Source organism: Prolixibacter bellariivorans ATCC BAA-1284, assembly GCF_000621705.1.
Classification (GTDB): Bacteria; Bacteroidota; Bacteroidia; order Bacteroidales; family Prolixibacteraceae; genus Prolixibacter; species Prolixibacter bellariivorans.
Genome location: NZ_JHXO01000005.1, coordinates 373,653 through 399,169 on the forward strand (window position 1 = coordinate 373,653; position 25,517 = coordinate 399,169).

The 25,517-nt window shown below is 44.0% G+C and carries 18 protein-coding genes; 8 read left to right on the forward strand and 10 right to left on the reverse strand.

Annotated features, from left to right (window positions below; genetic code table 11):
* Positions 1-374: 374 nt before the first annotated feature.
* From T426_RS0104755 to T426_RS0104765, 3 genes are all read right to left on the reverse strand, one after another.
* Entirely contained in the window at positions 375-770 is a 396-nt protein-coding gene (locus T426_RS0104755) for a hypothetical protein (RefSeq protein ID WP_027585350.1), read from the reverse strand.
* Between the two features lie 512 nt (positions 771-1,282).
* Positions 1,283-3,805 carry an FtsX-like permease family protein gene (locus T426_RS0104760; protein ID WP_027585351.1) on the reverse strand — a complete coding sequence of 841 codons (2,523 nt, stop codon included), beginning with the start codon at positions 3,803-3,805 and terminating at the stop codon, positions 1,283-1,285.
* A 13-nt stretch (positions 3,806-3,818) separates the two neighbouring features.
* On the reverse strand, positions 3,819-4,508 hold the full coding sequence (locus tag T426_RS0104765; RefSeq protein WP_025864496.1) for an ABC transporter ATP-binding protein: 690 nt from the start codon (positions 4,506-4,508) through the stop codon (positions 3,819-3,821).
* A gap of 308 nt (positions 4,509-4,816) precedes the next feature.
* Here T426_RS0104765 and T426_RS0104770 point away from each other — a divergent pair, with 308 nt between their 5' ends.
* The 6 genes from T426_RS0104770 to T426_RS0104795 all read left to right on the forward strand — a co-directional run bounded on the left by T426_RS0104770 (position 4,817) and on the right by T426_RS0104795 (position 11,776).
* On the forward strand, positions 4,817-6,190 hold the full coding sequence (locus tag T426_RS0104770) for a sigma-54-dependent transcriptional regulator (RefSeq protein WP_025864497.1): 1,374 nt from the start codon (positions 4,817-4,819) through the stop codon (positions 6,188-6,190).
* Entirely contained in the window at positions 6,180-7,541 is a 1,362-nt protein-coding gene (locus tag T426_RS0104775; RefSeq protein ID WP_027585352.1) for a sensor histidine kinase, read from the forward strand. The genes T426_RS0104770 and T426_RS0104775 overlap by 11 nt, the downstream gene beginning before the upstream one ends.
* Before the next feature lie 12 nt (positions 7,542-7,553).
* Positions 7,554-8,207, forward strand: coding sequence for a SanA/YdcF family protein (locus T426_RS0104780; RefSeq protein ID WP_199898575.1), 654 nt, complete (start codon positions 7,554-7,556; stop codon positions 8,205-8,207).
* Positions 8,208-8,315: 108 nt separating this feature from the next.
* On the forward strand, positions 8,316-9,692 hold the full coding sequence (locus T426_RS0104785; protein ID WP_027585353.1) for a sulfatase family protein: 1,377 nt from the start codon (positions 8,316-8,318) through the stop codon (positions 9,690-9,692).
* A gap of 96 nt (positions 9,693-9,788) precedes the next feature.
* Positions 9,789-10,916 (forward strand): SGNH/GDSL hydrolase family protein, encoded by a 1,128-nt coding sequence (locus tag T426_RS0104790; RefSeq protein WP_025864500.1) that lies wholly within the window; start codon positions 9,789-9,791, stop codon positions 10,914-10,916.
* A gap of 329 nt (positions 10,917-11,245) precedes the next feature.
* The gene (locus T426_RS0104795; protein ID WP_025864501.1) at positions 11,246-11,776 is read left to right on the forward strand and encodes a site-specific integrase; all 531 of its coding nucleotides are present in this window, start codon (positions 11,246-11,248) and stop codon (positions 11,774-11,776) included.
* A gap of 68 nt (positions 11,777-11,844) precedes the next feature.
* On the opposite strand, the gene T426_RS0104800 is transcribed toward T426_RS0104795, so the two are convergent.
* The 5 genes from T426_RS0104800 to amrB all read right to left on the reverse strand — a co-directional run bounded on the left by T426_RS0104800 (position 11,845) and on the right by amrB (position 19,875).
* Positions 11,845-13,821 (reverse strand): sialate O-acetylesterase, encoded by a 1,977-nt coding sequence (locus tag T426_RS0104800; RefSeq protein WP_025864502.1) that lies wholly within the window; start codon positions 13,819-13,821, stop codon positions 11,845-11,847.
* Positions 13,822-13,863: 42 nt separating this feature from the next.
* Entirely contained in the window at positions 13,864-14,649 is a 786-nt protein-coding gene (locus T426_RS0104805) for a PhzF family phenazine biosynthesis protein (protein ID WP_027585355.1), read from the reverse strand.
* Positions 14,650-14,816: 167 nt separating this feature from the next.
* Positions 14,817-15,935 (reverse strand): AmmeMemoRadiSam system radical SAM enzyme, encoded by a 1,119-nt coding sequence (amrS, locus tag T426_RS0104810; protein WP_025864503.1) that lies wholly within the window; start codon positions 15,933-15,935, stop codon positions 14,817-14,819.
* Positions 15,936-15,967: 32 nt separating this feature from the next.
* Positions 15,968-18,403, reverse strand: a complete 2,436-nt coding sequence (locus T426_RS0104815) for a spermine/spermidine synthase domain-containing protein (protein WP_025864504.1) — start codon at positions 18,401-18,403, stop codon at positions 15,968-15,970.
* Positions 18,400-19,875 carry an AmmeMemoRadiSam system protein B gene (amrB, locus tag T426_RS0104820; RefSeq protein WP_025864505.1) on the reverse strand — a complete coding sequence of 492 codons (1,476 nt, stop codon included), beginning with the start codon at positions 19,873-19,875 and terminating at the stop codon, positions 18,400-18,402. The genes T426_RS0104815 and amrB overlap by 4 nt, the downstream gene beginning before the upstream one ends.
* Positions 19,876-20,087: 212 nt before the next feature.
* On the opposite strand from amrB, the gene T426_RS0104825 reads away from it, so the two are divergent.
* Positions 20,088-20,864, forward strand: coding sequence for a creatininase family protein (locus T426_RS0104825; RefSeq protein ID WP_025864506.1), 777 nt, complete (start codon positions 20,088-20,090; stop codon positions 20,862-20,864).
* A gap of 11 nt (positions 20,865-20,875) precedes the next feature.
* Here the strand turns inward: T426_RS0104825 and T426_RS0104830 are convergent, their stop codons facing one another.
* Positions 20,876-21,223, reverse strand: a complete 348-nt coding sequence (locus tag T426_RS0104830; RefSeq protein WP_025864507.1) for a DsrE family protein — start codon at positions 21,221-21,223, stop codon at positions 20,876-20,878.
* Between the two features lie 198 nt (positions 21,224-21,421).
* Between T426_RS0104830 and T426_RS22775 the strand changes: the two genes are divergently transcribed.
* Positions 21,422-23,113, forward strand: a complete 1,692-nt coding sequence (locus T426_RS22775) for a sulfatase-like hydrolase/transferase (protein ID WP_036984504.1) — start codon at positions 21,422-21,424, stop codon at positions 23,111-23,113.
* Between the two features lie 328 nt (positions 23,114-23,441).
* Here T426_RS22775 and T426_RS0104845 read toward each other — a convergent pair whose 3' ends face one another.
* Entirely contained in the window at positions 23,442-25,463 is a 2,022-nt protein-coding gene (locus tag T426_RS0104845; protein ID WP_025864509.1) for a glycoside hydrolase family 97 protein, read from the reverse strand.
* Positions 25,464-25,517: the final 54 nt, after the last annotated feature.

A 25,517-nucleotide genomic window follows, 5' to 3' on the forward strand; every position in this document is an offset into this window, starting at 1 on the left:
CTCGATCGTTATATACTGCCTTTTATAATCTGATTCGGGGTACGAACGTGATGGTGATGTGAGAGATCGTGAAAATGTTGGTTGTTTTAGCGAGGAAAAAAATGCCCGGAAACGCCGGGCACTCTTTCAATACAATTACTTAATAACTGGTGCTGTAATCAAAATTTAAAACCAATCTTTTTATATCTTGAAAATTATTTCTTGTTAAACGGTATATTTCATGTTATACATAAAGTGTGCCATAATTTGTCTTTTGCTGAGGTGAAATGTAGAATCATGAAGGAGGTTATTTCATTCATCGCATAAGAAAAATAAAACCCGGAATAATCCGGGTTTGGGGTATATTGAATTACAGGAGAGGGCACGCTGGGTGTTTATTTTCCACTCCAGTAATGGTCATCTTGCATCCACTTTTCTACTTTGAGAGGTTCTTCCTCAATTACTGAGGGATTAAGTAATGCATCACATGGTTGACCTGTCCAGTAGTAGTCGCAATACATCCACAATTCAACGTTCAATTCATTATCTGTCTCGAAGCGGGTGAAGACGACGTCCCGTCCGAAATTCTCTTCCATTTCAGCGTTACCCAGCTGAACGTTATTTTCAGATGCTTCGATGGCTGCCGAAGAGGTTTGAGATTCATTCAAAGCCAGTTGCTCAGATGAGCTTTGTGAATGAGCCTGAAAAACGAATGCCAGACTCAGAAGAACTGCCAAAAGGACTGCTGCCAGTTGGTGGTTCGTTTGTGTGGTTAATACTCTTGTTTTCATTTTATGGCCCTCTTTGTTTTGATTGTTAATCACCAACCATAAAACATGATGTGTGCCATAGTTTTTAACTATCACGTAGTTAATGTATTGTGAGTGCTCTGTGTTTTGTCTGCAGTATGAAAAGTGAACGGATTAGTTCGTTCGGTTGTGCGAATTCGAACAAAATCTTCCTTTATGTTGAAATAGGTTTTTCTTTAATTGTCGTTGGCTAATTAGGTTATGGGACTAACTAAATTATACAACCCTGAAATTCGACAGGAAGAAGGCTAGGAGCGTTAAGGGGAAAAGTGCCTGTACCTGTCTTTTATTATATCGAATTACTTTTTGCATCATGTTACACAGAAATCTGTCTTCTATGCGAGTAAAATTTTGAGTTTATAAGTTAGGTCGTATTGCTGTTGTTAATGGAGTGTGTGTGAGTCTGAGTCTGGATGGACTCCTGTAATAAACAGCAAAGGGGAGGAAAATCTTTATGGTTTCCTCCCCTGACTATTTGATGTGGCATCATGTTTTTATTCGTAACGAAGAGATTCGGCCGGATCGGCATTAATTGTTCTCCATAACTGACGGTAAACAGTGAATATGGCAATAGCAAACACAGCTGCTGAAACGAACAGATAATTGGTGACGCTAAGATTAACCTGGTAGGCGAACCTCGATAGCCATAATCTGGATATTTGGTAAGCGAGCGGAAGCGCAAGCAGACTGGCAAGTATGACTAATTGAAGCGTCTCCTTCGACAGAAGGAAAACCAATTCGCGTGTACCAGCCCCTAATACCTTCCTGATACCGATCTCTTTGGTCCGGTAAACGGTTATTAGTGCCATCAATGAATATAAGCCCATGCAGGCAATAAAAATGGCGAAGAATGAGAATGCAACGGCTACCTCACCAGTTGAGCGTTCTTCGGTGTACTGTTTTTGCAGGTTATCCGACATGGAGAACTCACTAAATAGTGTGGTTGGGTTTTCCTCTTCCCATATCTTTTGAACTTGAGCAATGTCTTTATCGGTAGGTGGTGATGAAAACCGTATAGAGGTAAATCTGCTGAATCTTGGGACTTCCGGTAGAAAAACCATGGGCTGTACTTCCTCGTGAAATGATTCGAAGTGAAAATTCCGCACTACACCCTTAATGGTATATTCAACTTGATCGCCATTTTGAAGAAGCCTGATGAGATGTGCCCCAACCGGATTTTTTAATCCCATGTATTGAACTGCTTTTTCATTGACGACTACATTGATTGGTTGAGCTACTTGCTTCGAATTTTTGTGACGAAGAGTATCGTTGCTGTGGCTGATCGGCTGTTTGGGTTCAGCCGATTCTCCCGGAATAGATTTTGTCGAATCGATAAAATGCATCCCATAGGTCTTCAGAAAATGATTATCTGCCCAGTTAACCTGCAATAAATAATTCTGGTTGGTTGAATCGTTCGTTTTGTGGAAGGTATACATGTCAATAAGTTGCCCCGGCACCGAACTTGAGTACGACAGATCTGTAACATGCGGCAAATCTTTTATTCGTTCAGTGAATTGTGCACGATTGTCGCCTAGTCCGGTTGAATTATCGAGTACCAGCAAATTATTCTTATCAAAACCAATACTCTTTGATTGGATGAAGTTGAGCTGCCGATAGATAGTTGAGGTTGAGTAGATGATGACAATGGAAAAAAGGAATTGAAGAATTACTAAAACACCTCGTAATCCTTTGGCACGCGGCCCCAGTTTTTTCTGGTTTTGCAAAATGGTTGCCGGTGTAAAGCGTGTAACATAAAAGGCTGGATACAAACCAGCAAGTATGCCGGTAATTAATGCAATTCCAAATATGATTGGTGAGAGTTTGAGCAACGATTGAGATAATGACGGACTCGAAAATTGATACATCTTTTCGAGCTGAGGAAAAGCCAGTTCAACAATTACCAGGGCCAGAAATAGTGAAATAAAACTTATGGTAATTGATTCAGCCAGAAATTGACGGGCCATATCTCTCCGGTGCGATCCCAGGAGTTTTCGAATACCTATTTCGCGCGTTCTTCCAGCTAATCTTGCCGTTGATAGGTTGGCATAATTGATGGCAGCGATAAGAATGATAAGTAATGAAATTGCCCCAAGGACAATGAGGGTTTCAATATTCGCATTCTTCGACATTTCGTAGTTAAGATGCGAGAATAGGTGTATTCTTCTGATTTGTTGTAGTTTAATAACAAAATTATTCCCCATGTTGTGGAATTCCTGGGGTGTCATTTTAGTGTTTTGTTCAATTTCTGGTGTAGCCGCATCCAGGAATGCGCTTTGAAGTTTCATTTCAATGTTGGTCACTCCGCCTATGTCATTTTGCGGAGCGGGCTTATTCATATCAACTCCGGGTTTGAACCGGTAATATGTGTAAAGAAAGCTGGTCAGCCATGAATTATCTGGAAGCTCTAATGTGGACAGAGAAACCAGTGCACTGTATTGCATGTGCGTATTGTAGGGGCAGTCTTGCACCACACCGGTAATGGTCCATTCCGTGTCATTTTCCGAAATAATCTTTTTGCCTATGGCACCTTCCGGGTAGTAGGTTTTTGCCATTGACTCCGGAATAACAATGCTTTTCTCTTTTGACAAACAGGTGGCCGGATTGCCTTGCAGTAGTTTGAAGCCAAACATGTCGAAGAAGGTGGAATCGACGAACAGAAGGGATGGAGCATTCAGTATTTCTCCGTTTTGGGTCTTTAACAGTATTTTTCGTTCACTTTTACTAACACGGCATGCCTGCTCAATTTCCGGAACACGCTTTTTTAAACCAAAGGCAAACTTCGGGGAGGTAACTGCAAAATTGGTTCCGATGCTTCCCATTTTTGATTCGATGATGACCCGGTAAAGCCTGTCATCATCCGGATGAAAATCATCAAAGTGGGTTTGGGTCCACACATGAAGCATGACCAGGATGGCGCACGCCATACCTATAGCTAATCCAAAAGTATTGATGAAAAAATAATCCTTGTTTCGACGCAGGTTGCGGATAGCCAGCTTTATGTAGTTTTTGGTCATCATGATACTATGACGATTAAATACCGGTTGGAACAGTAAAATTTTCGGTCACAACATGGCCATCGAACAAATGAATAATGCGCTGAGCTCGCTGAGCCTGCATTTTTGAATGAGTGACCATGACAACGGTAGTTCCTTCTTCGTTTAAACTGGTCAGCAGTTGCATGATTTCTTCACCATGCGTACTGTCGAGGTTTCCTGTCGGCTCATCTGCCAAAATGATGCGTGGACGGCTGATGATTGCTCTGGCGACAGCTACTCTTTGCTGTTGACCTCCTGAAAGTTGTTGAGGAAAGTAGTCAGAGCGGTGCCCCAGATTAAAGCGGTCAAGCAGATTATTTACTCTTTTCGTGCGCTCTCCGGAATGTATTTTCTGATAAATTAATGGTAATTCGATGTTCTCTCTCACGGTCAGTTCATCGATAAGGTTGAAGCTTTGAAAAACATATGAGAAACTTTCTTTTCGGATATCGGTGCGTTGACGTTCGGTTAGATGTGACACTTTTCTGTTGTCAAGGTAATAGGTGCCTGATGTTGGGGTTTCTATTAATCCAATGATATTCAATAGGGTAGTTTTTCCACAACCGGAAGGTCCCATTACACTGACAAATTCTCCTTCATCGATTTTTAGGTTTATGTTAGTTAATGCTCTGGTTTCCACTTCTCTTGCAGTGAAAATCTTAGAGATATCTTGTAAGTTTATCATAAGTTATATAGTTCGAATGCTTTTATCGCTTTATGACTGATGCAACCATGAATTGTGCCAATTTACAACAGTCATATAATCAGTTAAATATATTTTTGTGTTTCATTTTTTGTGTGCGATTACGTACAGTCCCTGTTCGAATTCGTACATTTATTTCAGTTCCTGAAAGTACAGAAAATTTATTTTAGTAAATTGCATCTATTGAGTATGTGTTGATAGTTACCTGATTAGGATTAAGAAATAATTTGACTGCGCTACACGGTCTGAATTGTGGCTTAATACTTGTGAATGCCAGTAAAAAACTACCTATGGAAAAATTTGGGAAGATTCTTGTTGTAGATGACAATGAGGATATTTTATTCTCTCTTCGCCTGCTGTTAAGGCAACATGTCGAAAAGGTAACCACTGAAAGTGATCCTGGGAATATTCCCGTTTTACTGAAAAAAGAGGAGTTTGATGTCATTCTGCTTGACATGAATTTTACTAAGGATGCCATCAGCGGACAGGAAGGTTTTTTCTGGTTGCAGAAAATCCTGGAAATTGAACCATCGGCAGTTGTCCTTTTCATTACGGCCTATGGTGATGTGGAAAAGAGTGTCAGGGCAATTAAAGAAGGTGCGACTGATTTTATTCTGAAACCCTGGCAAAATGAGAAGCTTCTGGCAACCGTCAATTCAGCCCTAAACCTTTGTAAATCGAAAAGAGAACTGGCCCAGCTGCGTATTCGCCAGCAAGCGATAAACCGGGTGATGAATAAATCATTTGCCGATTTCGTGGGTAAATCACCAGAGATGCAGGACGTTTACGATTCCATCAGTAAGGTGGCCGAAACGGATGCCAGCGTGTTGATTCTCGGTGAAAATGGTACGGGAAAAGAGCTGGTGGCGCGTGCGTTACATGCGAATTCACTTCGGAAAGATGAAACCTTTATTAGTGTGGACCTGGGTGCTATCAGTGAGACACTGTTCGAAAGTGAACTTTTCGGACATGTGAAAGGCTCATTTACGGATGCGAAAGTGGACCGGCCCGGACGTTTCGAAATAGCTTCCGGAGGAACCCTGTTCCTGGACGAGATAGGCAACCTTTCGCTCCCTTTGCAGGCCAAGCTACTGACAGTGCTTGAACGAAGAGAAGTATTGCGTGTGGGCTCAAATAAACCCAAGCCAATTGATGTCAGACTGATTTGTGCGACAAATATGAATTTACCGCAGATGATAGCCGAAGGCAAATTCAGGCAGGATTTACTTTATCGTATCAACACGGTTGAGGTCGATTTACCTCCGTTACGCGAACGCGATGGCGATATTCCGTTGTTGGCGAATCACTTTTTTGCGGTTTATGTCCGGAAGTATAAAAAGGCTGTTCGGGGGATAACTAAAGATGCCATGCAGCGGCTTGAAGAATATAAATGGCCTGGAAACGTTCGGGAACTCCAACATGTGGTTGAAAGGGCGGTGATTATGAGTGAAGGTGAATGGATTAGCGCGGATGACCTTCAGTTACGTACCGTGTCCCAATCTAGTGAAGGGCTTGATCTGGACAATTATAACCTTGATGAGGTAGAAAAAACAGTTATCCTGAAGGTGATGAAGATGCATCATGGTAATATATCCAAGGCTGCTTCGGAACTTGGCCTGACACGAACCTCTCTTTATCGAAGACTTGAAAAATATGGGCTCTAGGAATTTTCGACTTTCCGTTGTACTAAGGGTATTGGCCCTGATTGCTACTATCGTGCTGATGGTGGTTCTCTTTCTGTTGACAGATTACTATCTGACCAGCTTATTGGTACTGATAGTGCTGATTTATGAGGTATATTCACTGATATCGTTTGTCGAGACAACCAATACCTTACTGACTAACTTTCTGGAATCCCTTCGGTATTCCGATTTTTCGCGCACATACGAAATTTCCGGTGCCGGGAAATCATTTGACCGGTTAAACGAATCATTTAATCAGGTTATCAGTGATTTTAGAAAAGTTCGTGAAGAGCGGGAGCAAAATTATTTCTATTTGCGGACAGTAGTTGAACATATAGGTATTGGGTTAATCGCTTATCGTCAGAATGGTGAGGTTGAGTTGATAAATAATGCCACAAAAAAATTATTTCAGCTTGTGCAGTTGAATAATCTGAAGGAATTGGAATCGGTTTCACCGGAACTGATGAATGGTCTAATGAATATTAGTAATGGCGATAATATTCTGGTTCGGATAAGGGCGAAAGATGAAATTTTGCAATTGGCTATTTATGCCACAGAGTTCAAAGTGTCTGATAAGAATATTCGTCTCGTTTCCATCAAAGATATCCAAAGCGAGTTAGAAGAGAAGGAGATGGAGAGTTGGCAGAAACTTATCAGGGTGCTGACGCACGAAATCATGAACTCCATCACGCCCATTGCTTCGTTGACTCAAACGCTTGATTATTTGATTAAGGATGTTCGTGAACGATATGATAATATTTTTTCTGACGAAGGGGAAGCCGAAGTCGTTGAGGAGGTTGAAATGGCGTTGAAAACGATTCATAAGAGAAGTACGGGTTTGCTTCATTTCGTCGAATCGTACCGGAACCTGACACGGATTCCCAATCCGAATTATTCCATATTTTCAGTGAGTCGATTGTTCGAGACGATTTCATCGTTGATGAAAGAAGAAATTCACCGGAAGGGAATTACCTGTGAGGTGAATGTAGAACCACCCAACCTGGAGCTTTCGGCCGACGAACAACTCATCGAACAGGTTATTATTAACCTTGTCCGGAATTCCATTCAGGCGCTTGAAAAAACGGATAATCCGCGAATTTCGATGAAGTCGTTACTGGATCAACGCGGTCGGATTTTGATACAGATTTCTGATAACGGACAAGGAATTCTACCTGAAGTATTGGATAGAATTTTTGTACCTTTCTTCACTACGAAACCAAAGGGTAGCGGCATCGGGTTAAGTTTGTCAAGACAGATTCTGCGACTTCATGGCGGAACATTAACAGTGCATTCCGAACCGGACGTGGAGACAATTTTTACCCTCCGGTTTTAACCGAAAAAATTTATGATGGGACGTTGGTGGTGGAAAAATTTGATAAAGTGGCTATCGGGGATGCTCCTTGCCGGATTTTTGCTTCTGATAGCTGGTTATTTTATTATTTCTGCGTATTCCCAGCCCTATCTGTATCAGTCGCTGACTGAAATTCCCGAAAATAAATGCGGGCTTGTTCTGGGAACGAGTAAATATGTTGCGGAAGGGACCGAAAATCTGTTCTATCGTTACCGGATAGAAGCTGCTGTTCGGCTCTACAAAAGCAAGAAGGTTCGATATCTGATTGTGAGTGGCGATAACCGTTACCGGAATTACAACGAGCCGGTAACCATGCAAAAAGATTTGGTGGAGGCTGGTGTTCCGGTTAATCATATCTATCTTGATTATGCCGGTTTTCGGACTTTTGATTCCGTGGTACGCTGCCGCGAAATTTTTGGTCAACAGAAATTTACCATCATCAGTCAGCCTTTTCATAACGAGCGGGCCGTTTTTATTGCCCGTACAAAGGGGATAGAAGCCATTGGTTACAATGCACGCGAAGTCTCCGGAGTGCCGGCCTGGAAAGTGCACATACGCGAAGCTGGTGCGAGAATACGGGGATATTTTGATTTGTTGACGGGCGCTCAACCCCATTTTCTGGGTAAAAAAGTGACTATTCCTGATTGAGTTATTTCTCCGATATCTTTGTAATTGTTACATTTAAGGTTAGTAAACCAAACGTAAAAGTGGAGTTGCCCAACTTTCTGCTTTTTCACTACCATCTAACTAAAGACAATGAAAAAATATTCCGTTGTACATTTTCTAACTATGTCGGTTGCGACAGGAGCTCTGGTGGCATCCTGTTCGAGTGCAAAAACACAGCCCACGGAAGATAACAACAAACATTCGCCCAATTTCATTATTCTGTTTGCCGACGATTTAGGTTACGGAGATTTAGCCTGTTATGGGCATCCAACGATTAAAACGCCTAATCTGGATAAAATGGCGTCCGAAGGGATTCGCTTGACTTCCTTTTATGTTGCAGCGCCATCCTGTACTCCGTCGAGGGCGAGCCTGCTAACCGGGCGATTGCCCATGCGAACCGGATTACCGCGTGTGATTGGACCGGAAGCTTCCATTGGTCTGCCTGCTTCAGAGATAACGATTGCCGAGGCCTTGAAAGAGAAAAGGTATGCTACCATGTGCATCGGGAAATGGCACCTGGGCGATCAGGAGAAGTTCAATCCGGTTAACAATGGATTTGATGAGTATTACGGACTTCTCTACTCGAATGATATGCAGCCGCCCTGGGTGAATACCGATAAACCGCTGGCACTTTATCACAATACTGAAGCGATTGAGCATCCGGTTATTCAACAAACACTAACGAAACGCTACACGGAATGGGGAACGAAGTTTATTCGCACACATGCTGACAAACCTTTTTTTCTGTACCTGGCTTATTCCATGCCACACGTTCCCATTTTTGCATCGGATGAGTTTAAGGGACATTCGCGGGCAGGAGAGTATGGTGATGTGATTGAAGAAATCGATTGGAGTGTCGGGCAGATTCTGGCTACGTTAAAAGAGCTGGGACTCGATGAACGCACGATGGTTGTATTTTCGTCTGACAACGGACCATGGCAGGAGATGCCTGACCGGATGTTTGGCAATGACTCTGTCCAGCCATGGGATTGCGGAAATACCGCTGGATTACGTGGGCATAAGCACCTGACTTTTGATGGCGGCCAGCGAGTGCCGGGTATTTTTAGGTGGCCGGGAACGATTCCGGCGGGACAGGTTTCTGCTGATATGGCTTCAACGCTGGATATTTTTCCGACCCTGTTATCTCTAGCGGATATTTCTATTCCGGAAGACAGGGTGATTGACGGTGTTAATATTATCGATTTTCTGGAAGGAAAAACTCCTTCACCAGTGCATCAGTTTTACTTTTACCGGCACGAAATGTTGCAGGCATACCGGAGGGATAGCTGGAAATTGCGATATCTTCCAAATGAAAAAAATCCTGAGAAATCAACTCTTCAACTTTTTAACATGGATTCAGATCCGTATGAGATGTATAACCGGGCGAAGGAATTCCCTGAAAAAGTCGAGGAAATGACTCGTACGATGAGTGATTTCGATGAACAATTAAGGGAGTCTCTGCAATAGTTTTGTCGGCTTTTTGAGTTCATAATTCTTGTTAAAACAGTCTGCAGGCTGCCAGGAATCATTATTTTTATCCATTCAATACGTAATAGTTATCCTATGAATTTCCGAAAAGCTCAGCTCTCTCTCGTTTTCACCATTGTAATTCTCTTTCATTTTAAGGCTTTTGCCGGACAACCGGAGAAGCAATTTATCGATGCCGCTAATCCGGCTATTCGGTATGTAGGGCGGATTGATTTTTCAAACAAGGAGAACCCTCGGTTTGACTGGCCCGGAGTCTATATCCAGTTTCAGTTTACCGGAAAATCATGTGCGGTGAAAATGAGTGATACACGACATGATTATTTTCAAGTGTTGGTTGATGATTTATCTGCTAAGGTAATGAAGGTGAATAGCGATACGGTTTTGGTGATTGCTGAAGAACTAAAAAATGGGCTACACAGGGTTCAGATAGTTAAGAGGACAGAAGGTGAGCAGGGAACGGCAACTTTCAGTGGGATTTATTTGGATAAAGGCGCTAAAGTCTCTCCATGGCCTGAGATACCGAAACACAAGATTCAGTTCATCGGGAATTCCATTACCTGTGGCTATGGTGTGGAAGGAAAATCGAAAAATGAGCACTTCAAACCGGAGACGGAAAATAGTTATGAAAGTTATGCACCCATAACGGCTCGAGCATTTGATGCCGATTATCACCTGGTATCTCATTCGGGCTATGGAGTCGTTCGGAATTATGGCTATAAAGAGAAAACTTCGCCCAACCCAATGCCTTCGAAATATGATCAGGTGTATGATATGAAGGAGGAGCCCAAGTGGGATTTCTCATCATGGATACCGGATGCAGTGGTGATTAACCTGGGAACTAACGATTTTTCCACCCATCCTTTTCCTGATAAGGCTGTATTTCAAAGAGGTTATGAGAATATGATTTTACAGGTGAAAAAGAACTATCCGGGGGTGCCGGTTTTCTGCATCGTTGGTCCCATGACAGACGAACCTTGTTATTCCTACGTAAAGGAGATGGTCGAAGCCTTCCGGGAGGTTCACAAAGTCAATAATGTTTATTTTGTCGGTATTCCTACCTATTTGATGGTTTCTGACCATGATTTGGGGGCCGACTCTCATCCAAATTATTCCGGGCAAAAAAAATCAGCTGCATTTTTAGTTCCGGTAATGGCTTCCGTTTTGGGGTGGTCGTACAGCGAGGATGAATTCAGACATAAATAGCTGAAATAGCAGAAGAATATATGGGTATAGCCTTGAGAATAGTTGGATTGATAGCAAATGTTTTTCTTCAACTGTATGTAATCAATCGATAAGTGTTAATAATATATGTAAGAATATATATTACTGGTATTTGAATCTCTGAAAAAATATGTATTTTTGTGATATGGATTACCGTTTAGGTCTATCAGTTTTTTTTGGGAAAGCTACTTAAAATAGGGGTTTAATTTTATTGAAAGCTATCATCTTCCTGGAATAGAACAGTGACCTTTACTTATGCATGTGTATTATTTTGTGTGGATAGTTAACGTATTTCGAGAAATTCACTACTTATGGATGAGTTTTTTTCGCCGGATGATGTGCGTAATTTTATGAACAGAAGTACAACCGATCGGCAACGGTTAATACTGTTTCTCTTATATAATTACGGTATTACTGTACCTGAGATGATTCAGATAACTTCGGCCCAGTTTATGGTCAAGCGTGAATTTATTATTTTCAAATTTATCAGGGAGAGTACAAAGAAGGAACACCACTATAAAATCCAATTTGAAAATTATCGCTTGTTTTATCGGGTTTTAAAGGGCCTTCAGGATCATGAGACTTTGTTACACAAAGATAAAAATATGCCAGTATCGGAAGCATTGATTAAGAATGATTTATTTGATGTGGCTGTTACCATGAATCAAAAAATTACTCCCGGCAGTTTATTCGACAGTCATCTGTTTTGGCTGTTCCGAAAGGGGGTATCATTTCCGCAGGCTGTTGCTGAATATGGTATCTCGATGTCAGGGAAACCTTATAAAATATGGGAGAAAGCAATGCTAGCAGGTATGCAATGGCCCTATTTGCTTGAACCATAGATTTGCATTGAACAAAATAAAAACGGCTCGCATTTTATCGTGTGAGCCGTTTTTATTTTGCTTTTTAATTACCAGTTATCCGTTCGAAAGGGAGATGCCGGTAAATCAGCGCTGTTATACAGGTTAGCGTCATCCGGATTGTCTGCCCAGCCATAGCGAACTGCCACTGGATTTTTTACGTCGGAGCTGAAGACCACAACCGTGGCGGAATTGACTAAAACAGCTTTCGCCCAGTGAAACTTCTTATCGGCTCCGGCTACGGCAAAGCCTTTCAGATAGCCATATTTATCATGAACTTTAAGCCCGTCACCCACATGGTCGAATGTGAGGAAAACTCTCGATTTATCAATATCCATGTGGTCAAACATCGGTCCGGAATATACCAAATCCTTGTTGTATGCAATCTTCAGCGCCGGCAACGACAGTCTGTAACCAACGGATTGCTTATCCTTCGGATGAATATTTCCTCCTTCACCGACGTCGATAGCTACTGCCATTCCGGTATTCGGTAATTCCAACGCTTTGGTTTGAGCTTCGCGTAAGCGTGCCCAGTTACTGTCACCTGGTTGTTTTTGAGGAGCCATGTAATTTGCCAACTGAACAAAAAGGAAGGGAAAATCTCCTTCATTCCAATGCATCCGCCAGTCTTTGATCAAATTTGGGAAAATCCGTTGATATTGAGTCGGACGGTCAGCGTTCGACTCACCCTGGTACCAGATTACTCCTTTAATTCCGTAAGGTATAATTGGATTGACCATCCCATTGTACAACAACGTAGGATAGTCGTTGGGGCCAGGCGAAATGGCATTGGCGTTTATCTTGCCGAATCTGAATTTCCAGTTGCCTGCCAGCGGAATGTTTTCACCATCAATCTGCAGATTTAATTGGTTTGCGCTGCCATATATTCCGCCGCCACCACCGGTATCTTCTACCCGAACAGTAATTACATTCTTGCCACTTTTCAGCACGCCCTCTGGAATTTCGTAATGCCGGTCCTTGTCGTAGGCGTTCATGGTTTTTCCTACCGGGACACCGTTGACCCAGGTTTGGTCAGAGTCATCAATTTTCTGGAGGTTCAGTTTGGCTGGTTTGCCAGCATCCTCCGGCGAAATCTCGATCGTTTTTCGGAACCATGCAACACCATCGATTGACTCATAGCCACGACTTTCCCATAATCCCGGGAGTTGCATCGACTTCCAGCCTGAGTCGTCATAGCTGGTAGCAGCCCAGAGTGCTTTTCCATCGACAAGGCCTTCGTCCTTCACCGGGAATTCACCCAGTTTAGCTTTGATTTCAGCTTCTTTGCTCTCCTTGTATTTCTTCAGATCCAGTTTGTGCAATGCGGCCAGCATTGGGGCAAAATCAGAATCGTTTGCCATGGTTTCCGCACTGGTCCATGATTCGGCAACGGTACCTCCCCATGAGGTGCAAATGATACCGACGGGGACACCCAGTTTTTTGTACAAATCGCGGGCGAAAAAATATCCTACTGCCGAGAAATCTCCTACGGTTGCTGACGAACATTCGAGCCATTCACCATCTTCCAAATCCTTTTGCGGAGTCTGGGCAATCTTTTTCGGAACTGTGAAAAGTCTTATTTCGGGATAGTTGTCAGCATCAGATATTTCTTGCTGATAGTTATTTACTCCGCGGTAGCTTTGATTGATGCTGTCGACCGGAAACTCCATATTGGATTGTCCGGAACAAACCCACACTTCACCCACCATGATGTTTTCGAAAACCATCGTGTTTTTGCCTTTGATGGTCATCGAGTAAGGACCTCCGGCATTCATTTCCGGAAGTTTTAATTTCCATTTTCCGTCATTGCCGGCCCGGGTTTTAACGGTATTTCCATCTATGGAAACACTTACTTTTTCATGTGGTGAGGCCCAGCCCCAAACCGGTATTTCCATGCCTTGTTGCAGCACCATACCGCAGTTGAATATGCGCGGCATCGTTATCTGTGCTTTTCCCTGGAAAGAAAAAGACATGGCGATCAACATTACCAGCATTGTCCTGGTAAGATTGTGTGAAAAAATTTTCATAATGTGCGTTTTAATATAATAGCTTGAATCGTATTGGATGATTTACAGCGTGATGGTTCCTTCAAGGAATGTTTTGGCCTGCCCGGAAAGCAAAACGCGGTCGCCGGTAAGGTGACACCGCATTTTCCCGCCACGTTCACTAAGTTGGATGGCTTCAAATTCGAGCTGGTTCATCCGGTGTGCCCAGAAAGGAGTCAAGGATGTATGCGCAGAGCCAGTCACCGGATCTTCGTTGACTCCTACAGCCGGAGCAAAGAAACGGGATACGAAGTCACTATTGTAGCCCGGAGCCGTTACGATAACGCCTCGTGCTTCTACATCGGCCAGACGGGAAAAGTCAGGGGTCATTTCTTCAATGTCTTCCTGTGCCGGGTAATAGAGCAAATAGTCGGTTTTTCCTTTCCAGATTTCTTCCGGTTTTTTGCCCAAAGCTTCAATTAATCCTTTAGGAGGTATTGCCGGTTCCAGTTTATCAGCCGGGAAATTGAGGGTCAGAAGACCTTTGTCTTTTTTTACCTGTAGTTCGCCGCTTTTGCGCGTTTTGAAAACGAGTGGATTCTTGGTGCATCCCATGTGATGGAAAAGAACATGGGCCGTTGCCAGCGTGGCATGTCCACATAAGGCTACTTCCACTTTAGGTGTAAACCACCGGAGTTCGTAGTCATGTAGGCTGCGCACGAAAAAGGCCGTTTCCGATAAATTATTCTCCATGGCAATTTGTTGTAGGACATTATCTTCGGGCCACTCTTCCAGCGGGCAAACAGCAGCCGGATTTCCTTCAAATAACTTGGAGGTAAAGGCGTCGACCTGAAAAACGGGTATTTTCATGTGTTTGTTTTTAACGATACTGTATTCAACCTTAACAGGAATGAAGGTTAGCAACTGGTCATCAGCATGGCGGTTTTCTCATCGAAATGAAACGTGATTTCTACCACAATCCGCCGAGAACCAAAGATAATAACTTTTGGTATCGGTTGAACTCTTCTGTTTTCGGTCTAACTCCAAACCCCGGGAACCGGAGCGTGGCAGAACTGACATTTTCCTTCCGTCAGATTGTTTTTCATGATACGAAAACCTTTTCGTTCAATAACCACCTGATGGCATTTGGGACAAAGCGTATTGGAGGCATTGCTTCCCGGCAGGTTCCCGATATAGACAAACTTCAGGCCTTCCTGAAGCGCGATATTCCTTGCTTTTGTGAGTGTATTGGCGGGGGTTGCCGGCAGTTGCTGTAATTTATATTGAGGAAAAAACCGGCTGAAGTGTATCGGCGTTTCATCAAAGCTGTTTTTTGTCAGCCAGCCACACATCTCTTTTACCATATCCATGTCGTCGGTCCACCCGGGAATGACCAGGTTGGTGATTTCGAGCCAAACTCCTTCCTCTTTCAATATTTTCAGGGTACGAAGAACGGGCTCGAGCGAACCGGTGTTCAACCGGACGTAAATATCATCGCTAAAGGATTTCAGGTCGATGTTGGCCGCATCGATGACTTTGGTGAGTTTTCGCAGTGGTTCTTCATTTACGTAGCCATTGGAAACGAGGATGTTTTTAATGCCTTCCTGGTGAGCTTTTTCCGATGAATCGTAAGTGTATTCATAGAAAACAAGCGGCTCGGCATATGTGTAAGCAATCGATTGGCAGTTGTTGCCGATGGATGAAGCAACCACTTGCTCCGGAAACAGTTCCTGATTCCGGGTTTCTGCCGGAGTTGCCTGTGAAATTTGCCAGTTCTGGCAGTTCAGGCAAACAAGATTACATCCCGCTGTAGCGATGGAAAAGGAACGGCTTCCCGGCAGGAAATGATACAACGGTTTTTTTTCCACCGGATCGATGTGAATAGCGCACGGGTTTCCATAGGCCGTTGTATAAAGCTTGTTGTCCCGGTTGATTCTCGTTCGGCAGTCACCGGTATCGTTCAGGCTGATGTTGCATTCATTCGGGCAAAGAGTACATTTCACACCGCGACCTGTTACCTTGTAATAACGAGCTTCGCGCTGGTATTTTTTCGGCACTGAGTTATTGGCTGCCAGTGTCGGAATAAAGGCCATTCCCAGCGTTCCCATCAACCCGGTTTTGATGCATTTGCGTCTGGATATCGAAGGCGGTTTCATGACGAAAGTTTTTGGCGTTTACGTTTTCAGGTTCAGACCGAAGAGATTCTGCGTTTCGACACGAAGGTCAGGAAGAGATGCATCACTAAAAGTACTAAGAGCGTCAGGTTAATTCCAAGTAATGGAACCAAAAAAACCGATACCAGCATGGCGCCTCCGGCTGACCCATATAAATCGGCTTTGTAAACCATTGACGGAGCTTCTGATCTGGGGTGAAATTGGCTGGAAATTAATTGGAACATACGTCCGGTCAGCCATCCGCTACCTGCAATCAATAGCAGTTCCGAGGAAATGTAGATGACCGTTCTACCGGGCGAAAGCCATTGGACAACTACCCATTGGGATATCAGCAACAGCATAAACCAGATATGATGCCGGGAAACTTCAGTCTCTTCAACTATCTTCCATCGGGCTCCCAGTGTCAATCCAGCCATAAAGAGGGTGAAAATAATGCCAATCAGGTAGTAGGAATACCCAAATGCGGATTGTATCAGTACCAACGGAATAATTTCCATGGTCGAAGCGGTAAAACCTGCAGCAAACATACTTCTGGAAATTCCCCGGACGAAACTTATCAGGAAGATGAAGATGACGAAAAGTATCGTTCCGAAAAGAATGTACGAAAGACCGTGTTTTTTTAGCCAGAAACCCGTAAAATAACTTACCGCGATGGGATGATTGACCGAGACCATTTGTGCTCCATCTGTCATCAATTCCGCATATTCATGACTTCGGGTAACCAGATCCGTTTCATCAATAAAATAAGCAATGTAATTGGTCATGATACCTAAATCTTCGATCCGGGTCAAAATGTTGGCGTGTATTTGTTCATTGGAAACCAGTAAAATATCATAGTTTCCCGGAAGGATGAGCCAATTTCTGAAATAAGGCTGAATCGTAGCAATGAGGGTTTGGTATAGATGAACAGTGGTTGGTTCGAGATAATTGACGGTGGATAGCAAAGGAATGGCAACTACTCCGCTATCGGAAAGATTTTTTCGGATGTTGTGGAAGAATTCTCTGGTATAGTACCGACTGGCCGATGGCGTTTCCGGAGGCGGAATGTTTAAAATTACACCATCATATCGGAACGGATGTTTGGAAATCCAGCGTTGAAAATCGGTTCGGTGGATGTGAAGGATTGAATCATCCGGAATCGAATGGCTTTGTTTTTCCAACTCTAGTAACTTCCCGTTCACTTCAAAGTAATCTATCCGGGTTGGATGGTATTTTAGGCATTCCGTGAGAACTCCTGTTAATGCACCGGAAACAACGGCTATTTGATGGACATGGTCACGTTGAGATAAAGTATAATGAACGGGCTCTTCAGCGGCTGAAGGACTCCCTTGCGAATAGAGCAGCCTGCTGTTTTCGAAAACGTTGGATTGGTTCTCGGCCCGGGTAATCACCAATTCTCCGGAAGTGCTTTGAATAATGCTTTGAATTTGCTGCCCAGGGTAAAGGGAGGCCCGTGTTAATTTTTCAGGTGGGAAGATGAACAGGAGGACCAGAAGGAATGTGATGAGAGTGGTCGAATAGAGGGGAATCTCCTTTACCTTTTTTCGAAGAAATAGCAAAAGCATCAGACTGATAGTACCAGTGAGCGCCAGCGTTTGGATGGGAGAGAAGAGGAATACCCAGACAAAACTGAATAACATACCGGCAAGCAAACTTCCTGCCGACTCCCATGAATAAATCAGCCCCGTGGTTTCTCCCGGCCGGTGCTGACTTAGCACAGGAAACAATAATCCGCCTGCCAGACATAGTGGTGAAAGTGTAAACAAGGCGAAGAAAGCAAAGCTTAATGGCCCGGTTTCGGCTCCCGTTTCGAAAAGCCAGCCATGTGCCACCCGAATGACGAGAATGCTGATAGGGGGAAGCAAAGACAGTAACAATAACAATCGAATTATCGTGGTGATGGAGAACGTTCTGTTTCGGGCAAGCTGCGTACCGAATCCGGTGAGTATTAACCAAAGGGAAAGTAATATGCCGACATACAACGCATTGCCTCCGAAAATAGCCAGATAGTCGCGGAAAAGGACCAGTTGTCCGGTGAGGGTGATGAATCCCAGAAGGAACGGAAAAAGTAAAGGTGTTTTCCGGACGTCAATATGTTTCTCCTCTTGTGTCTCCGGTGATTTTCTTTCTTTCTCTTTTCCAAACAGTCGTTTGAAATAATTGACGTGCCAGAAAATATGCAGCAATCCAATTATGCTCATAGCGATACCAAAATCGACATGCACCGGTAACGCTTCGTCGAGAAAGGAAAATTTCAGGTTGTAATTGGCTTTTAGTGCTAGTAAAAGTCCTAAAATACCAGTAAATAGAAAAGTAATCAGCAGCAGTGTGTTCCAGATTTGTCGGTGAATATTACGGGAAATCCATTTCTGACGGCTCAGCATCCAGGTAGTAAAATAAGCCAGTAAAGTACCTGACAAGATGGGTATGATGCTGTAAGGCGTATTCATGGTTCTTTTTCATGAAAGACAATGGCTTCGTACGTATAGAGTTCGGCGTTTTTCCAACCATTCCATCCAATACCGGCTTTGTCGCGGGCGCAATGTCCCAGCATGGTTTCGCGGTCCCAACCGGTTTGTTCGGCCACCTGCGGCAGATACGTACCGCCACGATTACCTTTTTTGATGTAGATTCCCTGCTTCCTGGGAAGGAATTCTTCAGCGTTGTCAATTTTGAGCAAAGGGGTCAATACCGAAATTTCTATTTCAATCGAATTCATTTCGGAAAGCTGCACGGGCTGAAACCGGGAGTCCTTCGTGGCAGCGGCAATGGCCATGTTCCTGACGACTTCCACCAGCGGGATAGGAGGATTGAATTGCCCGATGCAACCGCGCAGTTTTCCCTCTTTGGTTAAAGTCACAAAAGCACCACAATGTTGCTGCAGGTTCTTAGGATAATTCGCGGCAATTTTCGGTGGCATACCGGTTCTCAAATACGTTTCAATGGTATTTCGGGCCAACTTTAGTAAATAGCTTTTGTCCCTGTCAGTCAAATGGAATGCCTGAGCTTTGTCTCTCGTTACGGAAATCGCATAGTAGCCAACTACCCGGTTGGGATCGCCTGCCGAACTACCACTAGAGTTCTGATACATAATTTGATGGTAGTGATACTCCGGTTTCCCGGAAATCATTTCCATCAGTGTGAGAACACCACTTTCGCCGCAAAGGCGGGTCAAAACATTTTCCGGTAGGTTTGGCTCTAGCATCTGACAAACCTTTTGTAACTGTTCCGGTTTTCCCGAAAGAATAGCATTAGCTGTTTCCTTGTCCACTTTTTGTGCGGTTGCATTAGCTGGATAATGGGAAAAATCGGTGCTAATGATGAAAAGGTTATCGCTGGTAAAGTAAGGTAAAAGTGCCTCCGCCAGTTTTCGGGTGGTTGCCGGATTGGAATCGCCGGTCAGAATGGGAATAATACGAAATCCTTTCTTTAAATGATACTGAAGGAAAGGCAACTGAACTTCGATAGAGTGTTCACTTTGGTGCGCTTCGGGAATAAAATGAATGATTCGATTCTCATTTATCAACTTTTGGGACAGCGTTTCATTCACCGGAATTCTTCCAAATGGTGTGACGTAATTACCGTGAGGATAAATAGAAACTCCGTTGAACCGAATACGATGTGAGACCCCAATGACAAATACATTTTTGTATGCTTTTTCGGTAGGAATTTGAGCATAGCCTGTGGCTGCTACTTTTCCCGAAAAGATATAACCGGCGTGAGGAATAATTAGCGCGGCAACGGAAGAATCAGTTTGGGGGCTTGTATTCTGAAAAAGCTGTCGAAGCTCTTTTTTCAACGCTTCAGCATTTCCCGGATAGAACGAACCGGCCACAGCAGGTTGCCTGTCCTGTGCCTTTAGGTATCCCGAAAATAGCAATAGCAAAACCACGATGACCCGAAACGGAATGTTTGTTTTCATTGCTCAGGTAGTATTGGTTTACCTTTAAAATTAAGAAATAGCCTGAATCATTCATCAAAAATCGCTGAAGATTATGGTTGGAAATTGTTTGTATGAAGCTGATTATAATAAGTATAAATAGTGTTTGTCGAAAATCATCCATCGGTTTTGTATCGGATGATGAATGGCATTCTTTCTTGAAAATGACTATTTTCGGGAAAAACTAACGAGCTATGAGACCGTATATTCTTGCTGAAACCAATTGGAAAACTGTTCGTGAAATCGATTATGAACTGGCTATTCTGCCCTGGGGGGCAGTTGAAGCGCACAATCTCCATCTTCCCTATGCTACTGATGTTTTCGAATCGGAATACTTTGCCTGGGAATCGGCTAAAATTGCCTGGGAAAAGGGAGCCAAAGTGATCGTCCTTCCAGTGATGGCTTATGGGGTGAATACCGGCCAGCCGGACGTGAAACTGGATATGAACCTGAATCCTTCTACTCAATTGGCTATTCTCGATGACTTAATTACCGTGTTAAATCGCCAGGGAATAAAGAAACTGGTGATCCTCAATTCGCATGGGGGTAACGATTTTAAAATGCACATACGGGAACTGAATCTTCGTTTTCCGGAAATGTTGTTGTCGCAATGTCATTGGTTCAAGATGCCGGGAATTGAAGCCTTTTTCGAGGAAACGGGCGAACATGCCGGTGAGATGGAAACCAGCCTGATGCAACTGTTTCGGCCCGATTTGGTGCGCTCGCTGGATGAGGCTGGCGAAGGTAAAGCAAAAGTTCCCCGCATTCCGGCGTTGCGCGAAGGTTGGGCCTGGTCCGAACGTAAATGGACGCAGGTTACTTCCGATACGGGAATAGGAAACCCTAAACAGGCTACACGAGAAAAGGGAGAACAGTTTTTCCGCTATGTCACCGAAAAGGTTGGAACCTTCTTTTATGATATGGCAACGACACCACCGGAAGATATGTACATTGATCCGGATTTACTTTAATCTGCAACCAATCAAAATGTGAGCACTTTCCAGCCATCTTTTAGGTAGCTGGTCAACGGTACGCCCATCGGACGCACGTCGATGCCCAGCTGATGGAGCTGATCGGTTATGCCGTACATGCTGGCACAGGTGGCACATGCTTCAACGGTCAGTCCGTTGTTCAGCATGTCGCGTATCTGGTTTTGTAGACTGTCGTTTTCGGTCAGCAACTTTGCCGATGGTCCCCATACAACTAATCGCACTTCCTGAAACCAATGTTGAAGATGCGCATTGTGAGTGTACATGAGACATACCTTTTCGGCAACGTCCGGATCGCCGCTGGCCCAGATTACTGCTAAATGATCATTGTGGTCTTTCATCTTTTTGTATTTTATAGTTGTCTTATTTGAACGATTCAAGGGGAAAGAGCTCTATTCCCTTAAATTTACGATAAAGCAGCCACGGCTAAAAGAATTTCCTGTTTAATAATGTGAAGAGATGTCACTTAATCTTTATACCGGGAAAACGGGTGAAATCTTTTTTTAACTTCGAAAGAAGAAACCAAACTAACTAACATCATGTCTGTTAAAATTCTTCCGGCGATTATCGGTCTGACCGGAATTGTTTCCACTTCCGCGCACGCGGAGATACCGCAGCAAAAATCGAATGATACGCACTACAATATTTTATGGCTGAGCTGCGAAGACATCAATCCTGGTTTGGGTTGTTACGGCGCGACCGGTGTCAAGACGCCTAATCTCGATCGGTTAGCTGCCGAAGGGATTCGTTATACACATGTTTATTCAACAGTGGGGGTTTGTGCGCCAAGCCGTTCTTCTATCATTACCGGGATGTATCCGGTGAGCATCGGAACGCAGAATATGCGCACCGGGCCGCATTGGGCTTACCGACCAGCTGAAAAGGAAACCTACGAAACTTATTGGGGAGTACGGGATGTCAGGGGGCGCAATGTTCCGCAATATGCGGCTGTTCTTCCAGAAGATGTGAGATGTTTTCCGGAGTATCTTCGGGCGGCCGGCTATTTCTGTACCAACAATGCCAAAACGGATTATCAGTTCAATGCACCGATTACTGCCTGGGATGAATGCAATCATCAGGCGCACTGGCGCAACCGGCCTGATGGAAAGCCGTTCTTTTCAGTGTTCAATTTTGAGGTGACGCATGAGTCGCGGATTTGGTTGAAGAAAGATGACCCAATGCTGGCAGATACAGCAGCCGTGCGGATTCCTGCTTACTATCCCGATATTCCGGTCGTCCGGAAAGACGTTTCCCGGAACTATTCCAACATCATGGAATTGGATCAGCAAATCGGTGCTTTTCTCGACTCCCTGAAAAAGGATGGACTACTGGATAAAACCATTATTGTGTTCTGGTCCGATCATGGAGGACCGCTCTTACGACAGAAAAGGGATGTGGGAAATGCCGGGTTGCATGTTCCGCTTATTATCCGGTTTCCTGATAAGCGAATGGCCGGAACGGTCGACGACCGATTGGTTTCGTTGATGGATTTAGGACCGACGACGTTGTCACTGGTCGGTATTAAACCTCCGGCATACATGCAGGGAAAACCTTTTCTGGGCGAATATGCTGTCGAAAAACCACATGAATACATTTTTGGTTCGGCCGATCGTTTCGATGAAGCTGTTGATATGAGGCGTTCTGTGATAGATGGGCGTTTTGTATATATCAGGAATTTTTATCCCGAGTTACCGCTGATATTCAGGAATAAATACCGCGAGCAGATTGATATGACGCGCGATCTGATAGAAATGAGCCGGTTGGGCGAACTTCACGGTGATGCAGCTTACATTTGGAAGCCGACCAAACCCGCCGAAGAATTGTACGATTTATCTACCGATCCGGACGAGGTGCATAATCTGGCGGGTAATCCTGAATACGAAGCAAAGTTGAAGGAACTGAGAAAGGCGTTATCGCACTGGCAACTCGAAGTAGCAGACAAGGGGTTTATTCCGGAACGTGATTTAGTGGAGATGATGTGGCCGGGAGGAATTCAGCCGGTTACCCAACCCGTGAGTTTTCATCCGGATAATAAAAGCCAGTTGGTATTATCGAGTGAGACTCCCGGTGCTTCCATCGCCTATCAATCGGGCGATTCCATCGGTACAAAACACTGGTCATTGTATCATAAACCGGTGAAAATGACGCCGGGCAAGCAAATTCGTGCTGTTGCCATACGGATTGGATACCGTCAAAGTGGTGAAACGACTTTTATGGTGCCTGAAAAATAGCCCTAAACGTTACGTTATATAATTCTTTCAGGGGTATCTTAATGAGAAGTTGATCAAGTAATGTTTATTATTAAGAATTATTCTTAAAAACGAGCAAGTTCGTAAACTATGGAGCTTGCCTGTTGTTTATTAAAGTGAAAATGTTGCGGGAAAATGGTCATGATATCCCGATGACAATTTTCGTTAAAAAGCATTTATCAAAATTCTATCAGGTGTTGATTTGGTTGATGATTAAAGTTGCTTGATAAATGCCTTTAACACGGAGAGGATGTTCTGAAAAGGACATCCTCTCTTTTTGTATGTGTGAATGAGCTGGTTGACTGAATTTTTAACGGACAGGAGTAAACCGGATGGCTGCACCTCCGCCGGGAGCCAAATCCAGGCGCAATGTGGTGCGACGGTTCACTTCTTTCTGTGTAATTTCAATGGATCCCGGATTGTTGTTGTAGTTCGCGCCCGGACCATCAAGATACATTTCAGCGGTATATTTTCGTCCCTTTGACAGGAAATCTAACGGGATTTCTATCTTCCGCGGGTCTTCATCCGTAATGGCTCCCAGGTACCAATCCCGGCTGTTTCTATCCTTTCGGATAATGGTCACATAATCGCCGATTTCACCATTGATGGCTTCGGAATATTCCCAATCGACCGGAACATCATGAATAAACTGAAACGCCGAATGTCCCTGGTAGTTTTCCGGCAAATCAGGAACCATTTGCAGAGGACTGTATATCACCACATAAAGTGCCAGTTGCTTGGCCAATGTTGTATTCACCCGGTTGTTGGGTTTGTCTTTCAGCGTAAGCTCGAAAATACCAGGCGTAAAGTCCATCGGACCTGCCAATAAACGGGTGAAAGGCAGAATCGTGGTGTGTTCCGGAGGATTGCCACCGTCTTCGCTCCATGCATTGTATTCCTGGCCGCGTGCTCCTTCGCCTGACATCAGATTGGGATACGTTCGCCGTAAACCGGTGGGAATAATGGGTTCATGAACATCGAGCATGATGTGCCGTTTAGCTGCTTCCTTAACAACAGACATATAATGGTTAACCATAAACTGTCCATGATGCCATTCCTTTGCATTTACCCGCGAGCCAACGTAACCGGTTTTCACATAGTGGACGCCGTACCGTTGATAAAAGTTGAAAGCCGAATCGAGTTGTTGTTCATAGTTGGCGACATCGGCACCCGTTTCGTTGTGACCGATTAGCTGAACACCTTTTTTGCGCGCGTAATCGGTTATTTTTTTGATATCGAAATTCGGGTACGGTTCAGTAAAACTGAATTTCCAGTCTTCCCATCCTTTGTTCCAGCCCTCTACCAGCACCGCTCCAATACCAGCCTTTGCGGCAAAGTCGATGTATTTCATCACATTTGGGGTATTGGCGCCATGAGTCGGCGAGTATTGCCAGGTTTCTTTTCCCAGGTGTAATGACCACCAGACACCCAAAAATTTGGTCGGTTTTATCCACGACACATCGCCCAGTTTATTTGGCTCATTCAGATTCAGAATCATACGCGAGTTCAGTAAGCCGGCAGCGTTCGAAGAAACCAAAACCGTCCGCCAGGGAGTGAATCGCGGAGCCGAGGTCTTTACTTTCACACCATCGGACCAGGGAACCAAATCGCAGCGCAGTTTATTGTTTCCTGAATGGTACAGCGACATGGAAGCATAATCAACCAGCGCCGCTTCATGAATGCTGATGTAGTTGCCACTTTTGGTTTCCAGCGTTAGCGGTGTGCAAACGGTATCCGTCAGTTCGGACAGCGGATGACTAGTATAGAGATATTCGTACCGGTTGTCGCCATAAGCCGGAATCGACCAGGCAGTGTGGTCGCCACTAAAAGCGAACCCTGTCACTTCGTTGGAAATTTCAAAATCCTTCAGGTTTTCCTGCTCCGGAAACTCATAGCGGAAAGCAAACCCTTCGTTATATACTCTGAAAATAATGTTCATCTTCCGGTGCAAACCGTGTTGCTCTTTTAGCTCAATTTTCAATTCACGGTAGTGATTCTTGATTTCTTTTTGTTCTCCCCAGGGCTGTGTCCAGGTTTGGTCGACCTGGTTGCGGTCAAAGCGTGTCGCTATAAAATCGTCCAGCAGGTTTGGGGCGCCTTTTAGTTCGAAACCAAGTTGTGACTTGTAGAACAGCGGTTTTTCGCCAAGCTTTGCCGAATAGTAGGGCTTTCCTTCGTGATCGAGATAAAACGTCACGTTCAACTTTTCGTCGGGAGCAATCACCGTCCGGGAAGTGGTTGGATTCTCATCACAGCCACTCAAAAGGAATACTGTTGTTATGATTAAAAAGACAGTACTGATGGCAGGAAATATATTAAGATACTTTCTCATACGTTTGTTAGATTAGGCTACATTTATTAGTACAGATAATTTAATGAAAAAGTT

What these genes read in the sequence shown, in the direction of transcription:
- T426_RS0104755 (WP_027585350.1), bottom strand. Translation starts at nt 770, where the DNA reads ATGAAAACAAGAGTATTAACCACACAAACGAACCACCAACTGGCAGCA.
- T426_RS0104760 (WP_027585351.1), bottom strand. Translation starts at nt 3,805, where the DNA reads ATGATGACCAAAAACTACATAAAGCTGGCTATCCGCAACCTGCGTCGA.
- T426_RS0104765 (WP_025864496.1), bottom strand. Translation starts at nt 4,508, where the DNA reads ATGATAAACTTACAAGATATCTCTAAGATTTTCACTGCAAGAGAAGTG.
- T426_RS0104770 (WP_025864497.1), top strand. Translation starts at nt 4,817, where the DNA reads ATGGAAAAATTTGGGAAGATTCTTGTTGTAGATGACAATGAGGATATT.
- T426_RS0104775 (WP_027585352.1), top strand. Translation starts at nt 6,180, where the DNA reads ATGGGCTCTAGGAATTTTCGACTTTCCGTTGTACTAAGGGTATTGGCC.
- T426_RS0104780 (WP_199898575.1), top strand. Translation starts at nt 7,554, where the DNA reads ATGATGGGACGTTGGTGGTGGAAAAATTTGATAAAGTGGCTATCGGGG.
- T426_RS0104785 (WP_027585353.1), top strand. Translation starts at nt 8,316, where the DNA reads ATGAAAAAATATTCCGTTGTACATTTTCTAACTATGTCGGTTGCGACA.
- T426_RS0104790 (WP_025864500.1), top strand. Translation starts at nt 9,789, where the DNA reads ATGAATTTCCGAAAAGCTCAGCTCTCTCTCGTTTTCACCATTGTAATT.
- T426_RS0104795 (WP_025864501.1), top strand. Translation starts at nt 11,246, where the DNA reads ATGGATGAGTTTTTTTCGCCGGATGATGTGCGTAATTTTATGAACAGA.
- T426_RS0104800 (WP_025864502.1), bottom strand. Translation starts at nt 13,821, where the DNA reads ATGAAAATTTTTTCACACAATCTTACCAGGACAATGCTGGTAATGTTG.
- T426_RS0104805 (WP_027585355.1), bottom strand. Translation starts at nt 14,649, where the DNA reads ATGAAAATACCCGTTTTTCAGGTCGACGCCTTTACCTCCAAGTTATTT.
- amrS (WP_025864503.1), bottom strand. Translation starts at nt 15,935, where the DNA reads ATGAAACCGCCTTCGATATCCAGACGCAAATGCATCAAAACCGGGTTG.
- T426_RS0104815 (WP_025864504.1), bottom strand. Translation starts at nt 18,403, where the DNA reads ATGAATACGCCTTACAGCATCATACCCATCTTGTCAGGTACTTTACTG.
- amrB (WP_025864505.1), bottom strand. Translation starts at nt 19,875, where the DNA reads ATGAAAACAAACATTCCGTTTCGGGTCATCGTGGTTTTGCTATTGCTA.
- T426_RS0104825 (WP_025864506.1), top strand. Translation starts at nt 20,088, where the DNA reads ATGAGACCGTATATTCTTGCTGAAACCAATTGGAAAACTGTTCGTGAA.
- T426_RS0104830 (WP_025864507.1), bottom strand. Translation starts at nt 21,223, where the DNA reads ATGAAAGACCACAATGATCATTTAGCAGTAATCTGGGCCAGCGGCGAT.
- T426_RS22775 (WP_036984504.1), top strand. Translation starts at nt 21,422, where the DNA reads ATGTCTGTTAAAATTCTTCCGGCGATTATCGGTCTGACCGGAATTGTT.
- T426_RS0104845 (WP_025864509.1), bottom strand. Translation starts at nt 25,463, where the DNA reads ATGAGAAAGTATCTTAATATATTTCCTGCCATCAGTACTGTCTTTTTA.